Origin of the sequence: Streptomyces kronopolitis (assembly GCF_014646275.1) — a bacterium.
In the GTDB taxonomy this organism is placed as follows: Bacteria; Actinomycetota; Actinomycetes; order Streptomycetales; family Streptomycetaceae; genus Streptomyces; species Streptomyces kronopolitis.
Genome location: NZ_BMND01000049.1, coordinates 22,405 through 36,876, shown reverse-complemented (window position 1 = coordinate 36,876; position 14,472 = coordinate 22,405). Strand labels below are relative to the sequence as shown.

Genomic DNA, 14,472 nt, shown 5'->3' with positions numbered 1-14,472 from the left:
GTTCGGCTTTCGCTTTTCGGCCTTTCCGACTCTATCAGACTCGATTTCGTTCCGTTGCCGGTCCGAATTCGTTTCCGATTCCCCGTCGGAGGGGGGTGCCTTTTGGCTTTTCCGACTTTATCAGAAGGAGTTCGGTCGAATTAATCGACCGGGGCTTCCGGTAAGTGGTCGGTTGCGCCTCGCCGAATTGAAGTTCCGGCCGAAGCGGAGAAGATACTAACCGTTGCGGATGAACCTGTCCAGTTCGTTGCAACCGTTCGAATCTACCTCCCCCTGCCACCCGTGTCAACGGGTTTCTGGGGCGAAGAGGAGATTAGCAGGTCAGCGGGGCCGGATGCACATCACGCGGCCGTCGGGAGGACGGCCGGGCGGTCGCGGAGCTCGACGTCGCCGGTGGCTCCGGCACGTACGGCGCGGCCGCCCAGTACATAGACGTACAGGAGGAAGGCCGTTTCGGCGGTGACGCCGATGCCGATGCGGGCCCAGGTGGGCAGGCCGGAAGGGGTGACGAAGCCTTCGAGGACGCCGGAGACGAAGAGGACCGCGGCGAGTCCGAGGGCCACGCCCAGGGCGGAGCGGCCCTCCTCCGCCAGGGCCGTACGGCGGGTGCGCGGGCCGGGGTCGATGAGGGTCCAGCCCAGGCGGAGGCCGATGCCGGCGGCGATGAAGACGGCGGTCAGTTCCAGGAGGCCGTGCGGAAGGATCAGGCCCAGGAAGGTGTCGAGGCGGCCGGCCGAGGACATCAGGCCGATGCCGACGCCCAGATTGAGCATGTTCTGGAAGAGGATCCACAGCACCGGGAGGCCGGCGAAGGCGCCGAGGACGAGGCACATGGCGACGGCCTGGGCGTTGTTCGTCCATACCTGGGCGGCGAAGGACGCGGCCGGGTGACTGGAGTAGTAGGTCTCGTACTCGCCACCGGGGCGGGTCATGTCGCGGAGGTCGTCCGGGGCGCCGATCGCCGCCTGGACCTCCGGGTGGGCGGCTATCCACCAGCCCAGGAGGGCGGCGACCGCGGTGGAGAGGATCGCGGTGGGGATCCACCAGTGGCGCAGGCGGTAGACCGCGGCCGGGAACGCCGTGGTGAAGAAGCGGGCGGGGTCGCGCCAGGAGGCCTTGCGGGCGCCGGTGACCGTACTGCGGGCGCGCGCCACCAGAGAGGTGAGGCGGCTGGTGAGTGCGGGGTCGGGGGCGCTGGAGAGGAGGAGGGAGAGGTGGGTGGTGGTGCGCTGGTAGAGGGCGACCAGTTCGTCGGCCTCGGCTCCCGTGAGGCGGTGCCTGCGGTGCAGCAGGGTGTCCAGGCGGTCCCAGTCGGCGCCATGGGCGGTGACGAAGACATCGAGGTCCATCTGGTGTCGCTCCTCGCAGCGCCGTGGGTGGGTGCCGGGTCAGCTTGGCAGACTGGCCGTGCCCGGCGTGGGGTGGGCGGGACTTCGGGGATCGAGAGGGAGTGGGCGCGGCGTGGGTGAACTCGTCACGGGAGAAGCGGTGGTGCTCGGGCTGCGGCCGGCCCGGCTGGCGAGCCGGGGGCTGGCGGTGGCGGTCGATGTGGCGGTGGCGTGGGTGAGCTACATCGGTATTTCGCTGATGCTGGTGAGCGCGACGTCGTCGATGGACGGTGCGGCGGTGGCGGCCGTGTCCGTGGCGGCCTTCCTGCTGGTGCAGGTCGGGGTGCCGATCGTGGTGGAGACGCTGAGCCGTGGCCGGTCCCTGGGGAAGGTGATCTGCGGGCTGCGGGTGGTGCGGGAGGACGGTGGGCCGATCCGGTTCCGGCATGCGCTGGTGCGCGGTGCCATGGGGGCCGTCGAGATCGTGCTGACGATGGGGGTGGTGGCGGCCGTCGCGTCGTTGGTGTCGGCGCGCGGGCGCCGGCTGGGGGATGTGTTCGCGGGGACGCTGGTCATACGGGAGCGGATGCCGGTCGCGGGGGCCGGTGCGGCGCTGCCGCCGCCGCCCGCGTGGCTGGTGGCGGAGGTCGGGGCGCTCGATCTTTCGCGGGTGCCCGATGGGTGGTGGCTGACGGTCCGCCAGTATCTGGCGCGGAGTGAGCAGCTGGATCCACAGGCGGGCGAGGCGATGGCCGGGCGGCTGGCGGAGGATCTGCGGGGGTTCACCGGGGTGCCGGGGCCCACGGGGGTGCTTCCGGCGGCGTATCTGGCGGCGGTGGTCGGGGAACGGCAGGCGCGGGAGTCGCAGCGGGCGTTCGGGGCGTCAGGGGCGGGGGCCGCGGTGCGTGCCGGGCAGGGCGGGGCTTCGGCGTCCGGGCCTTGGGCGGAGCCGTCGTCGCCGGAGGAAGCGGTGGGGGTGACGGAGGCCGCGGGTGACGGGGTGGCGCCCGTCGCGCCGGGTGGGGCCTGGGCGCCGCCCGGTGACGGCGCGGTGGCACGTGGGACGGGTGATGCGGGCGCAACCGGGCGGGGGCCGATGCTCCCTGGCGGGGGTGGGTCCCCGGGGGCGCCGGAGCGGGTGCACGGCGGCGAGGGGCGCGACGGCGGCGGGCCGGGGCGGCAGCCGCGTACGGGGTTCGCGCCGCCGGTGTGAGACGGGCGGGCCCTCGGCGCCGTACGGGATCCGTGAGGCCGCCGTTCCGATCGGTGCCGGGGCGGGTCAGGGGAAGGTCGACGGCGGGGACTCGAGGGATTCGAGCTCGATGCCGGGGGCGGAGAGGACCACGTCGCCGGCGAGGTGGACGGTGTGCTGCTCGCCGGTCTCCAGGTCGTTGACCTGGTACTCGTCCGCGATGAGGGGGGCGTTGTCAGTGGCGTGTGGTGTGCTCTTCAGCAGGGCCCAGGACTGGTCGAGAGTGCGGGGGGCGAGGACGGGGGGTGTGAAGGCGACGAGGCGGGTGCGGACGGCGCCGGCGCCGAGGGCGGGGCGGAGCAGCCGGGCGGTGGCGACGAGGAAGGCGGGGGACGCGCCGGTGAAGCCGTGGGCGGGGACGTTGCCTTCGGTGGCGTGTGCGCCGGTCGGGTCGGTGCGTACCCAGGTGACGCCCTCCAGGGCCGCGCCGCGGACCTGCCAGGCGGAGGCGTGGAGTTCGAGGCGGAGGGGGCGGCCGAGTTCGTCGAGGGTGAGGTCGACGGAGCCGGTGTGGTCGCCGGAAGGGTTGACGATCTGGGAGACGTAGCGCCAGCCGGAGGGGCCGGTGGCGCAGTGGAAGTGCTCTTCACCCAGGGGGGTGTGATCGTGCGGGTCGTGGAGGGAGTAGTGGCCGCGGGGCATGAGGGGTTGCAGTCCTTCGGGCGGCGACGGGCCGGTGCGTCGGGGCGGATGTGCGGGGTCCTTACGGGCCAGGCCCCCGCCGTGAGGGGCGAGGGCCTGGTGTCACCGGCTGCTGCGGGTGAGCACCAGCGGGTCGGGCGGTGCCGACCGGCCGGTGATCGCCGCGTGGATCAGTAGCGGTAGTGGTCGGGCTTGTAGGGGCCCTCGACCTCGACGCCGATGTAGGCGGCCTGCTCCGGACGCAGCTCGGTGAGCTTGACGCCCAGCGCGCCGAGGTGGAGGCGGGCCACCTTCTCGTCGAGGTGCTTGGGCAGCACGTAGACGTCGGTGGGGTACTCCTCCGGCTTGGTGAACAGCTCGATCTGGGCCAGCGTCTGGTCCGCGAAGGAGTTGGACATCACGAAGGAGGGGTGACCGGTGGCGTTGCCCAGGTTGAGCAGACGGCCCTCGGACAGCACGATCAGCACCTTGCCGTCCGGGTGGGTCCAGGTGTGCACCTGCGGCTTGACCTCGTCCTTGACGATGCCCTCGAGCTTCGCCAGGCCGGCCATGTCGATCTCGTTGTCGAAGTGGCCGATGTTGCCCACGATCGCCTGGTGCTTCATCCGGGCCATGTCGGACGCCATGATGATGTCCTTGTTGCCCGTGGTGGTGATGAAGATGTCGGCGGTCTCGACGACGTCCTCGAGCGTGGTGACCTGGTAGCCGTCCATCGCCGCCTGCAGCGCGCAGATCGGGTCGATCTCGGTGATGATCACCCGGGCGCCCTGGCCGCGCAGGGACTCCGCGCAGCCCTTGCCGACATCGCCGTAGCCGCAGACCACGGCGGTCTTGCCGCCGATCAGGACGTCGGTGGCGCGGTTGATGCCGTCGATCAGGGAGTGCCGGCAGCCGTACTTGTTGTCGAACTTCGACTTCGTCACGGCGTCGTTCACGTTGATCGCCGGGAAGAGCAGGTCACCGTCGCGGTGCATCTCGTAGAGACGGTGCACACCGGTGGTGGTCTCCTCGGTGACCCCGCGGATCTCGGAGGCCAGGTTCGTCCACTTCTGCGGCGCCTCGCCCAGCGTGCGGGTGAGCAGCTCCAGGATCGCGCGGTGCTCGTCGCTCTCCGCGGTCTCGACGGACGGGACCTTGCCGCCCTTCTCGTACTCGACGCCCTTGTGCACCAGCAGCGTCGCGTCGCCGCCGTCGTCGAGGATCATGTTCGGGCCGCCGGTGGGCGAGTTCGGCCAGGTCAGCGCCTGCTCCGTGCACCACCAGTACTCCTCCAGGCTCTCGCCCTTCCAGGCGAAGACCGGGATGCCGGCCGGGGCGTCCGGCGTGCCGTTCGGACCGACCGCGATGGCCGCGGCGGCGTGGTCCTGGGTGGAGAAGATGTTGCAGGACGCCCAGCGGACCTCGGCGCCGAGGGCGGCCAGGGTCTCGATCAGCACGGCGGTCTGCACGGTCATGTGCAGCGAGCCGGTGATCCGGGCGCCCGCCAGCGGCTGGGCGGCGGCGTATTCCTTGCGGATCGCCATCAGACCGGGCATCTCATGCTCGGCGAGGGTGATCTCCTTGCGGCCGAAAGCGGCGAGGGACAGGTCGGCGACCTTGAAGTCCTGGCCGGTGGCTGCTGTCGTCATGCGTGCTGCTCCTCGATGGTCGAGGTGGATGGGCTGGCAGTCTGCGGCGCGGGCAGGTACGAGCGTACGCGGTAGCGCACATACCTCTCCCCCTGGCCGCAGCGCAGTCCGTCGGAGGCCCTCTCTCCCTCGGCCGGTCCGCGGTGCGGACCGCCCGACCGCCATCAGCAGCGACGTCTGGCACTGGTCACGAATCTACACCGATCGGCCCAGTGAACCCCAGCCCGGAGGAGCCGATTCGGTGCGGTCCCGGCCATTCGGAGGCGGGCGGGCGGCTCGCGGCGCCCCGGGGGCGGGGTTCCGGAGGCCGCGCTTCCGGCGGGTGCGGGCCGGGCCCCGGGGGCTTTGCGCGCGCCGGACCGTCGTGCAGGATGCGTGCAGCGCGGGAACAACCGCACGGCCGCGCGTCCGTTCGTAAGGAGAGCCACGTGACCACGAGTCCAGCCGATCCCACCGGGGACGCGGGGAGGGGCGGGCAGGGGCTGAAGCTGCTCGCCGTGACCGCCTGCCCGACCGGCATCGCCCACACGTACATGGCCGCGGAGAAGCTGACCCAGGCCGCCCAGGCCCTCGGCCACGAGATCAAGGTGGAGACCCAGGGGTCCATCGGGGCCGAGAACGTTCTGTCTGACAACGATGTCAGGGAGGCGGACGCCGTCATCATCGCCGCGGACAAGGATGTCGACCGCAGCCGCTTCGCCGGCAAGAGGGTGCTGTCGGTCGGGGTCGCCGAGGGCATCCGCCATCCCGAGCAGCTCATCGAGCGGGTGCGCAGCGCGCCGGTGTACGGGGGCACGGAGGCCGGCGGTGCCGGTACGGGCGGCGGCGCGGCTCCGGCGACCGGGGGCGGCAAGGAGCGCAGCGTCGGGTACAAGGCGCTGATGAACGGGGTCAGTTACATGATCCCGTTCGTGGTGGTCGGCGGGCTGCTGATCGCGGTCTCGCTGGCGATAGGCGGGCATCCGCAGGCCGACGGGGGTCTGGTCATTCCCGACGGGTCGTTCTGGAAGCACGTGAACGACATCGGCGTGATCGGCTTCACGCTGATGGTGCCGGTCCTCTCCGGCTATATCGCGTACGCGATCGGCGACCGGCCGGCGCTGGTGCCGGGCATGATCGGCGGCTGGATCGCCAACACCGGCGCGCTGTACGACTCCAAGGCGGGCGCGGGCTTCATCGGGGCGATCGTCACCGGGTTCCTGGCCGGCTACCTGGTGCAGTGGATCAAGAAGGTCGAGGTCCCCAAGTTCGTCCGGCCGATCATGCCGATCATCGTGATCCCGATCGTGGCGACGACGGCGCTGGGGCTCTTCTTCATCTACGTGATCGGCCGGCCCATCTCCTGGGTGTTCACCCATCTCACCGGCTGGCTCGGCGGCATGACCGGGTCGAGCGCGATCCTGCTCGGCGCGATCCTCGGGCTGATGATCGCCTTCGACATGGGCGGGCCGGTCAACAAGACGGCGTTCCTGTTCGGTGCGGGGCTGATCGCCACCAGCAACATGACGGTGATGGGGATGTGCGCCGCGGCGATTCCGGTGATGCCGCTCGGACAGGGGCTGGCCACGCTGATCCGCCGGCGCCTGTACTCCGAGCAGGAGCGGGAGACGGGGATGGCGGCGCTGTTCATGGGGCTCTTCGGGATCTCCGAGGGCGCGATCCCGTTCGCCGCGGCGCGGCCCGCGCAGGTCATCCCGGCGAACATGCTCGGTGGCGCGGTGGCCGGTGCGGTCGCCGGGACGGCCGGGGTGAGCGACGCGGTGCCGCATGGCGGGCCGATCGTGGCGGTGCTGGGTGCGGTCGGCGGGGTGCCGGTGTTCTTCCTCGCCGTGCTGATCGGCGCGGGGGTCACGGCGCTGACGACGGTGGCGCTGGTGGAGGCGGCGGAGCGGCGGAAGGGCGCGGCGGCTTCGTTGAGCGCCGTGGCGGCGCAGGCGGGTGTCGGGGTCGGTGGGGCGGGTGTCGGCGATGGGGCCGGTGCCGTCGCCGGCGCGGGTGCCGTCGCCGGGAGTGGGGCCGGGGTGGATGCCGGTGCGGGTGGTGCCGGCGGTACGGCGACGGCCACCTTGGCCAGGGCTTCGGTGGCGGAGGCTCGTACGGAGGAGGCTCGTACGGAGGAGAAGGCGCCTGCCGGGGACGGGGATCCCGACGGGGACAAGGCAGCGGCCGGGCGCGGGGATCGGGTGCTGTCCGGCTACCTGACCGAGCGGACCGTCACGACGCAGCTCGCCGCCGACGAGAAGGAGGCGGCGATCCATGAGCTGGCCGAACTGGCGGCCGCGACCGGCAAGGTGGCCGACGTGGCGGAACTGGTGCGGGTGGCGCTGGCGCGGGAGGCGCAGGGCACCACGGGGCTCGGCGAGGAGATAGCCATCCCGCACGCCAAGACGGACGCGGTGACGGCTCCGGTCGTCTGCTTCGCGCGGTCCGCGGACGGCATCGACTGGGGCTCGCCGGACGGCACGCCCGCCAGGCTGGTCTTCCTGATCGCGGTGCCGGAGGCGGCGGCCGGGGATGAGCATCTGCGCATCCTGGCGCTGCTGTCGCGGAAGCTGGTGGACGCCGACTTCCGGGCCCGGCTGCAGGGCGCGGAGGACGGGGCGGCGATCCTGCGTACGCTCGGTGAGATCCACTAGGGCGGGGGCGAACAGATCCCGTAGGGGCTGCGAGCGCCCCCTCGGGGCCTCAACGCGGCGGTGTGGGGGCGGTATTCCGGGTGGGGCTGGTCGGCGTGTGGCTCACCGGCCCAGAGCTCACCGGCGGCCTGGGGCGCCCGGGGCTGGCCACAGTGGCACTCCCCCGGCTTCCGGGCCGGGGCCCTCGGCTCCCGGCTCCCGGCTCCCGGCTGTCCAACAGCCCGGACCAACGCCCCCCGCCCGTCCCCCCCCCCCCCAAGCCAACGGCCCCCGCACTCGGCATCAGTGTGGGGGCCGTTCGGTGACAAGGGGTCGGGTCAGTGGGCGCCCGGGGTTTTTGAGGGGTCGGGGCCTGCGGCGGCGGTGGTCTCGTTGTAGATGTCCGGTTCCAGGTAGATGACGCGGGCGATCGGGACGGCCTCGCGGATGCGGGCCTCGGCGGCGTCGATGGCCCGGGCGACCTCGGTGGCGGTGTCGTCGTGCTGGACCGCGATCTTCGCGGCGACCAGCAGTTCCTCGGGGCCGAGGTGGAGCGTGCGCATGTGGATGACGCCGGTGACGACGTCGCCGTCGACGACCGCCGCGCGGATCTTGGCGATCTGGTCGAGGCCGGCCGCCTCGCCCAGCAGCAGGGACTTGGTCTCGGCGGCCAGGACCAAGGCGATCAGCACCAGCAGCGCACCGATGCACATGGTGCCGATGCCGTCCCAGATGCCGTCGCCGGTGGCCACGGTGAGGCCGACGCCACCCAGCGCGAGGACCAGGCCGACGAGGGCGCCGAAGTCCTCCAGCAGGACGACCGGCAGCTCGGGCGCCTTGGCGCGGCGGACGAACTGGGTCCAGGTCTGCTTGCCGCGCAGCTCGTTGGACTCCTTGATCGCCGTGCGGAAGGAGAAGCCCTCGGCGATGACGGCGAAGACCAGCACGCCGACCGGCCAGAACCAGTTGTCCAGCGGGTGCGGCTCGTGGATCTTCTCGTAGCCCTCGTAGAGCGCGAAGACGCCGCCGATGGTGAACAGGACGATGGAGACCAGGAAGCCGTAGATGTAGCGCTCGCGGCCGTAGCCGAAGGGGTGCTCGGCGGTCGCCGCGCGCTTCGCCTTCTTGCCGCCGAGCAGCAGCAGGCCCTGGTTGCCGGAGTCCGCGAGGGAGTGCACGCCTTCGGCCAGCATCGAGGACGAGCCGCTGAAGGCGAAGGCCACGAACTTCGCCGCGGCGATCGCCAGGTTGGCGCCCAGCGCCGCAACGATCGCCTTTGTCCCGCCTGATGCGCTCATAGGTGCCGCATGTCCCTTCCGTCGTCCGGCTCTACCGCCGCTTGCGTGCCGTGCGGCGGTCATTCTCGCAGCCCCGTCCGGGCCGTCCGCCGGGAGGCCACCCGGCGGACCGGATCCGCCGGGCGCCGCGGCCGCCCGTGCCGTGGTGGCCGCGTCAGGCGACCACCGTCGCGCGGAAGAGGGTGCCCTCCCCGGCGAGCGTGAGCGCTTCCCCGGCCGGGACGAAGGCGGACTCCCCGGGGCCGAGGACCAGCTCGGCCGGCGCGCCGGCCTCGCCGTCCCGCAGCCGGACGGTGCCCGCCGTGCACAGCAGGATCTGCGGCGTCCGGGAGACCAGCGGGCGCGGGGCGGCGCCGGGGGCCAGCACGAAGCGGGAGAGGCGGAACTCGTCGATGGGGGTCTCGTAGACCTCCTCGCCGCCGACCGCCTCCGGCCGCAGCACGCCCGCGTCGCCGGCCTCGAAGCGGACCACCCGCAGCAGCTCGGGCACGTCGACGTGCTTGGGGGTCAGCCCGCAGCGCAGCACGTTGTCGGAGTTGGCCATCAGCTCGACGCCCAGGCCGCTGAGGTAGGCGTGCGGGATGCCGGCGCCGAGGAACAGGGCCTCGCCGGGCTGGAGTCGGACGTGGTTGAGCAGCATGGCGGCGAGGACGCCGGGGTCGCCCGGGTAGTGGTGGGCGATGGCGGCGTAGGCGGCGTAGTCGGCGGCGTGCGGTCCGTCCTCCTGGGCGAGGCGGTCGGCGGCGACGGCGGCCTGTTCGACGGTGCCGGCGAGGGCGTGGTGCTCGGCGCCGAGGACGGCGGTGAGCACCTCGCGCAGGGCGTCCTCCTCGGGGCTGGCCCGCAGGATGTCGACGTACGGCTTGAGGTCGTCGACGCCGAGGCCGGCCAGCAGGTCGGCGGACCGCGCCGGGTGCCGGAAGCCGCACAGGCCGTCGAAGGGGGTGAGCGCGACGAGGAGTTCGGGCTTGTGGTTGGCGTCCTTGTAGTTGCGGTGGCCGGCGTCGATCGGGATGCCGCGCCGCTCCTCGTCGGCGAAGCCCGCGCGGGCCTGGTCCAGGTCGGGGTGGACCTGGAGGGAGAGCGGGGAGCCGGCGGCGAGCAGCTTGAGCAGGAAGGGCAGCCGGGGGCCGAAGGCGCGGACGGCGTCGGCGCCCAGCTCGGCCTCGGGTGCGGCGTCGATCACCTCGGCCAGGGAGCGGGGGCCGGCGCCGCGGTCGATGCGGGAGGGGGCGCCGGGGTGGGCGCCCATCCACATCTCGGCCTGGGGTTCGCCGGTCGGCGCGGTGCCGAGGAGCTCCGGGAGGGCGGTGGTGGAGCCCCAGGCGTAGGGGCGCACGGTATTGGCGAGGCGGTCCATGGGTCGGTGGCTTCCTGACGGTCGTACGGAGCGGCGGCGTGGTGCTCGCGGCCCGCGGGTGCGGGCCGGCCGTCCATGGTCACTCGGTGCCGGCGAGCGCCAGGTAAACGGCGGCGAAATCCACGATGGCGAGAAGCTCCGCGGCCTTCTCCAGGTCGCTGCCGGCGGCCGGTTCCAGTTCGCTGACGGCGGTGTCGCGCTCCTCGGCGAGGGCCTGGGCGGCGCGGGTGGCGGACAGCGGGCCGGGCTCCTCCTCGCGCAGCAGCACCACCCTGGCGTGCATCGCGGGGGGCTGCTCGACCCGGTCGCGGAAGAAGTCGTCGGGGTCGGCGCCGGCGGCCAGCGCCCCGGCCAGCAGGGTGCGGTGGGTGGCGAGTGCCTCGGGCAGCTCGGCGACGAGGGCGGGGCGGCCGGCCAGCCCGGCCAGCTCGGTGGCGAAGTGCCGGCCGACGGCGCCGGCGATGCCGCCTTCCGTCCAGATCAGCGGGAGCGCGTCGGCGAGTTCGGCGGCGAGGGTCTTGCCGGGGTTGGTGTACGTCGGGATGGCCGGGCCGCAGCGTTCGGCGAGCTGGTCGAGGCGGTCGGCGAGCTTGCCGAGGGCCTCCGGCGGGGCGCTGAGCAGGCCGATGCGGTCGGCGAGCGAGAGCAGCGGGATGAGCACCGACCAGAGGGTGCCGGGGGCGGCGGGCGGGGCGCCCTCGACGTCGAACTCGGTGTCGTAGGGGGTGGTCGCCAGCGGGACGGCGAGGCCGCGGGCCTGTTCGACGGCGTCGGCGAGGGGGCCGCCCGCGGGGGTGACGGCGACGACGGCGCAGCCGCGGCGGTAGGCCTGCTCGACCAGCTCGGCGAGGCCGGGGTCGGCGGCGTCCGGGCCGGGGAGCAGCAGCAGGTCCAGGGGGCCGGCCCAGCCGGGCAGCGTCCAGCGCAGTGCGCCGGGGAGTGGGGCGACGCCGGTGGGCGGGATGAGGGTGACCGGGCAGTTGCCGCCGCCGAGCGCCCTGAGCAGGTCGGCCACGCCGGCCGCGGCCGGTCCGGGGCCGGCGACGAGTACGGCGCGCGGCCGTCCGTCGGGGGTCAGGTCGGGGATGCCGGATTCGGCGGCGCCACGGGCGGCGGTGCGGACCCGGGCGCCGGATTCGGCGACGCCGCGCAGCAGGCCGAAGCGGTCTGCGCCCGCCAGTGCGTCAGGGGTGTCGAGGAGTGACTCGTCGAGCATGGTGGGCGCGGCCTCCGATCGCCGGTACGGGCGGGGGAACGGGCGGTGCCGGGGCGGGCCCGGCAGCGGCCGGTCAGGCGGGGCTGGGGGCACCGTCCACGCCGCGGGGGAGGGCTTCGTCGACGAGGAGCACGGGGATGCCGTCCCGCACGGGGTAGGCGAGGCCGCAGTCGCCGGAGGTGCACAGCAGCGCGGGGTCGGCAGCGGAGTCCGCGGGGACGTCGGTCCGGTCCTCCAGCGGGGCGTGGCACGCCGGGCAGGCGAGGATCTGGATCAGGCTGGCTTCGACCGGCATGGAGCTGCTCCTTCGGGGCGGTTGCGGCGTGGCCAGCGTACCGCCGTACGGGGGCCGGGGGCCTGCCCGGCGGAGATTCGGGGTGGTGGGCGGCGGGGCGGGCGGCGCTGTCGCGGTGGCCGCGCGCCCCGCACGGAGAGGTCCTCCGGTTGCCGGGCGGGCCGGCCGTCCGGACGGGCCGGCCGGCGGCGGGGCCCGCCCGGGCGCCGGGGCTCAGGCGCGGATGACCGCCAGGACCTCGTCGCGGACCCGGTCGGCGGTGGCGGCGTCCCTGGCCTCGACGTTCAGCCGCAGCAGCGGCTCGGTGTTCGAGGCGCGCACGTTGAACCACCAGTCGTCGGCGGTGACGGTCAGCCCGTCCAGCTCGTCGAGGGTGACGCCCGCGCGGTCCTGATGGGCCGCCTTGAGCGCGGCGAGCCGGCCGGCCTGGTCGTCGACGGTGCTGTTGATCTCGCCGGAGGCCGCGTACCGGTCGTACTGCGCGACCAGCTCGGACAGCGGGCCCTGCTGGCCGCCGAGGGCCGCCAGGACGTGCATCGCGGCGAGCATGCCGGTGTCGGCGTTCCAGAAGTCGCGGAAGTAGTAGTGCGCGGAGTGCTCGCCGCCGAAGATCGCGCCGCTCTTGGCCATCTCCTCCTTGATGAAGGAGTGGCCGACGCGGGTGCGGACCGGCTCGCCGCCGTTCTCCCGCACGACCTCCGGCACCGACCAGGAGGTGATCAGGTTGTGGATGACCGTGCCGCCGGGGTGCTTGGCCAGTTCGCGGGCGGCGACCAGGGCGGTGATCGCGGACGGGGAGACGGGGTCGCCGTTCTCGTCGACGACGAAGCAGCGGTCGGCGTCGCCGTCGAAGGCGAGGCCGAGGTCGGCGCCGGTCTCGCGCACCCGCGCCTGGAGGTCGACGATGTTCTTCGGATCCAGCGGGTTGGCCTCGTGATGCGGGAACGAGCCGTCCAACTCGAAGTACATCGCGTCGAGTTCGAGCGGCAGGCCCTCGAAGACGGTGGGGACGGTGTGCCCGCCCATGCCGTTGCCCGCGTCCACCACGACCTTGAGCGGACGGATGCCGCTGAGGTCCACCAGGCCGCGCAGGTGGGCCGCGTAGTCGCCGAGGACGTCGCGGCGGGTGACGGTGCCGGTCGTGGCGGCGGGCGGCGGGGCGCCCTCGTCCGCCCAGCGCTCGACCAGCGCGCGGATCTCGGCGAGGCCGGTGTCCTGGCCGACCGGCGCGGCACCGGCCCGGCACATCTTGATGCCGTTGTACTGGGCCGGGTTGTGCGAGGCGGTGAACATGGCGCCGGGCAGGCCGAGGGAGCCGCTGGCGAAGTACAGCTCGTCGGTGGAGCAGAGGCCGATCAGGGTGACGCCGGTGCCGCGGGCCGCCGCACCCCGGGCGAAGGCGCCCGACAGGCCGGGCGAGGAGGGCCGCATGTCGTGCCCGATCACGATCGCGTCCGCGCCGGTGATCTCGGCGAAGGCCGCGCCGAACAACTCCGCGAGCGATTCGTCCCACTGGTCGGGGACGACGCCGCGTACGTCGTACGCCTTCACGATCTGCGACAGATCAGCCACAAGCCTGCCCTCCTGGAGTCCTTGGGGCTCCCAACCTACCCGGCGGGGCTGTCCGCAGGACGTCCGCCGGCCGGCGGGAGCGGCTCAGGAATCCGGCGAGCGCAGCACCCGCAGATGGCCGCGGCGGGCGACCTCCATGGGGTGGGTGTCGCGGTCGCCGGGGGCGGGTGCGCCGCCGCCGGCGCCGGCGGCGCGCTCCTGGGGGCGGGCGGCCTCGCGGACGGCGTTCGCCAGGGCTTCGAGGTCGTCGCCGCTGGGGCGGGGCGGGCCGGAGTCGAGGGCGAGGCGGACGACCTCCCAGCCGCGGGGCGCGGTCAGCCGCTCGGAGTGCTCGGCGCACAGGTCGTAGCAGTGCGGTTCGGCGTAGGTGGCGAGCGGTCCGAGCACGGCGGTCGAATCCGCATAGACGTACGTCAGCGTTGCGACGGCGGGGCGGCCGCACGCAGTGCGCGAACAGCGACGTACAGGGCTCACGACGTTGGACGGTACCGCACTCTTGAGCGGGCCGCGACGACTCCGCCCAGGCTCACCCAACCGTGTCGTCCCGCTTCGTCCGATGCGTCTGACCTGCACCCGCTCGACCTGACCTGGGCCGGGCGGGTGGGGGCGGACGGCCCGCGGCGAGGAATCCCGTCACGACTCATGACATTTCCCGCCATTCCGCTGACGATCTGCGATCTCCTTCGGGGATGCGATCGAAATCGAGACGGACAGGTCCGGTCAGTCGACGACATGGCACGTCTTGTCGCGCTCCCCGGTGCCAGGGGGTCCCCGAGGGCTACGCTCGATGCTGATGGACAGTCCCGTACCTCCCCGACCGGCACAGCCACGGCTCCGCCGCCGCGACCGCCACGGCCGCGGTATGCGCGGCCCGATCGCGCCGCCGCAGGTGCCGCTCTCGGTGTCCCGTGCCGACGCCTTCGTGGATCTCGTGTACGACTCCCGGGACCGGCTGGAGCGGCGCTGGCCGCAGCTCTCCCAGGTCGACTTCCTGATCCTCGACGTGCCCGGTTCCGGCCCGGACGGCGGCCCGGACGGCGACGCCGACACGGAGACGGTGCCGCTGGGCCGGGTGGTGCCGGCCGCGGGCGGACATCGCGACCGGATCGTGATCTACCGCAGGCCGGTGGAGATCCGGACGAAGAGCCGCGACGAGCGGGCGTTCCTGGTCCACGAAGTGGTGGTCGAGCAGGTCGCCGAACTCCTGGGGCTGGCCCCGGAATCGGTGGACCCGCGCTACGGCCAGGACTGAGGCCGTAGCGCGGG

Annotated in this window: 12 protein-coding genes; 3 read left to right on the top strand and 9 right to left on the bottom strand. The window is 73.3% G+C overall.

The window, feature by feature from the left end:
• Positions 1–341 precede the first annotated feature (341 nt).
• Positions 342–1,349: a stage II sporulation protein M gene (locus tag IEY78_RS31065; RefSeq protein WP_189104020.1), complete on the bottom strand. Its 1,008-nt coding sequence runs from the start codon at positions 1,347–1,349 to the stop codon at positions 342–344.
• 112 nt (positions 1,350–1,461) lie between these two features.
• Here IEY78_RS31065 and IEY78_RS31060 point away from each other — a divergent pair, with 112 nt between their 5' ends.
• Positions 1,462–2,541: an RDD family protein gene (locus tag IEY78_RS31060; RefSeq protein ID WP_189104018.1), complete on the top strand. Its 1,080-nt coding sequence runs from the start codon at positions 1,462–1,464 to the stop codon at positions 2,539–2,541.
• 66 nt (positions 2,542–2,607) lie between these two features.
• Here IEY78_RS31060 and IEY78_RS31055 read toward each other — a convergent pair whose 3' ends face one another.
• Positions 2,608–3,222 (bottom strand): hypothetical protein, encoded by a 615-nt coding sequence (locus tag IEY78_RS31055; RefSeq protein ID WP_189104016.1) that lies wholly within the window; start codon positions 3,220–3,222, stop codon positions 2,608–2,610.
• A gap of 170 nt (positions 3,223–3,392) precedes the next feature.
• The gene (gene ahcY / locus IEY78_RS31050) at positions 3,393–4,850 is read right to left on the bottom strand and encodes an adenosylhomocysteinase (protein ID WP_189104014.1); all 1,458 of its coding nucleotides are present in this window, start codon (positions 4,848–4,850) and stop codon (positions 3,393–3,395) included.
• Between the two features lie 497 nt (positions 4,851–5,347).
• On the opposite strand from ahcY, the gene IEY78_RS31045 reads away from it, so the two are divergent.
• Positions 5,348–7,486, top strand: a complete 2,139-nt coding sequence (locus tag IEY78_RS31045; protein WP_229700282.1) for a fructose-specific PTS transporter subunit EIIC — start codon at positions 5,348–5,350, stop codon at positions 7,484–7,486.
• Between the two features lie 317 nt (positions 7,487–7,803).
• Here the strand turns inward: IEY78_RS31045 and IEY78_RS31040 are convergent, their stop codons facing one another.
• The 6 genes from IEY78_RS31040 to IEY78_RS31015 all read right to left on the bottom strand — a co-directional run bounded on the left by IEY78_RS31040 (position 7,804) and on the right by IEY78_RS31015 (position 13,740).
• Positions 7,804–8,763, bottom strand: a complete 960-nt coding sequence (locus IEY78_RS31040) for a cation diffusion facilitator family transporter (RefSeq protein ID WP_189104011.1) — start codon at positions 8,761–8,763, stop codon at positions 7,804–7,806.
• Positions 8,764–8,917: 154 nt separating this feature from the next.
• Positions 8,918–10,123 carry a mannose-6-phosphate isomerase, class I gene (manA, locus tag IEY78_RS31035; protein ID WP_189104009.1) on the bottom strand — a complete coding sequence of 402 codons (1,206 nt, stop codon included), beginning with the start codon at positions 10,121–10,123 and terminating at the stop codon, positions 8,918–8,920.
• Positions 10,124–10,202: 79 nt separating this feature from the next.
• The gene (locus tag IEY78_RS31030; protein WP_189104007.1) at positions 10,203–11,339 is read right to left on the bottom strand and encodes an SIS domain-containing protein; all 1,137 of its coding nucleotides are present in this window, start codon (positions 11,337–11,339) and stop codon (positions 10,203–10,205) included.
• 73 nt (positions 11,340–11,412) lie between these two features.
• A complete protein-coding gene (locus tag IEY78_RS31025) occupies positions 11,413–11,634 on the bottom strand; it encodes a Trm112 family protein (RefSeq protein WP_189104005.1) in 222 nt (73 codons plus the stop codon).
• Positions 11,635–11,847: 213 nt separating this feature from the next.
• Positions 11,848–13,206, bottom strand: coding sequence for a phosphomannomutase/phosphoglucomutase (locus IEY78_RS31020; protein ID WP_189104003.1), 1,359 nt, complete (start codon positions 13,204–13,206; stop codon positions 11,848–11,850).
• Between the two features lie 84 nt (positions 13,207–13,290).
• Entirely contained in the window at positions 13,291–13,740 is a 450-nt protein-coding gene (locus IEY78_RS31015; protein ID WP_189104001.1) for a DUF3499 domain-containing protein, read from the bottom strand.
• Positions 13,741–13,999: 259 nt separating this feature from the next.
• Here IEY78_RS31015 and IEY78_RS31010 point away from each other — a divergent pair, with 259 nt between their 5' ends.
• Entirely contained in the window at positions 14,000–14,458 is a 459-nt protein-coding gene (locus tag IEY78_RS31010) for a metallopeptidase family protein (RefSeq protein WP_189103999.1), read from the top strand.
• The last annotated feature ends 14 nt before the right edge of the window (positions 14,459–14,472 follow it).

Coding starts and splice junctions, on each gene's coding strand:
- IEY78_RS31030 (WP_189104007.1), bottom strand. CDS start 11,339: ATGCTCGACGAGTCACTCCTCGACACCCCTGACGCACTGGCGGGCGCA.
- IEY78_RS31065 (WP_189104020.1), bottom strand. CDS start 1,349: ATGGACCTCGATGTCTTCGTCACCGCCCATGGCGCCGACTGGGACCGC.
- manA (WP_189104009.1), bottom strand. CDS start 10,123: ATGGACCGCCTCGCCAATACCGTGCGCCCCTACGCCTGGGGCTCCACC.
- IEY78_RS31055 (WP_189104016.1), bottom strand. CDS start 3,222: ATGCCCCGCGGCCACTACTCCCTCCACGACCCGCACGATCACACCCCC.
- IEY78_RS31040 (WP_189104011.1), bottom strand. CDS start 8,763: ATGAGCGCATCAGGCGGGACAAAGGCGATCGTTGCGGCGCTGGGCGCC.
- IEY78_RS31010 (WP_189103999.1), top strand. CDS start 14,000: ATGGACAGTCCCGTACCTCCCCGACCGGCACAGCCACGGCTCCGCCGC.
- ahcY (WP_189104014.1), bottom strand. CDS start 4,850: ATGACGACAGCAGCCACCGGCCAGGACTTCAAGGTCGCCGACCTGTCC.
- IEY78_RS31025 (WP_189104005.1), bottom strand. CDS start 11,634: ATGCCGGTCGAAGCCAGCCTGATCCAGATCCTCGCCTGCCCGGCGTGC.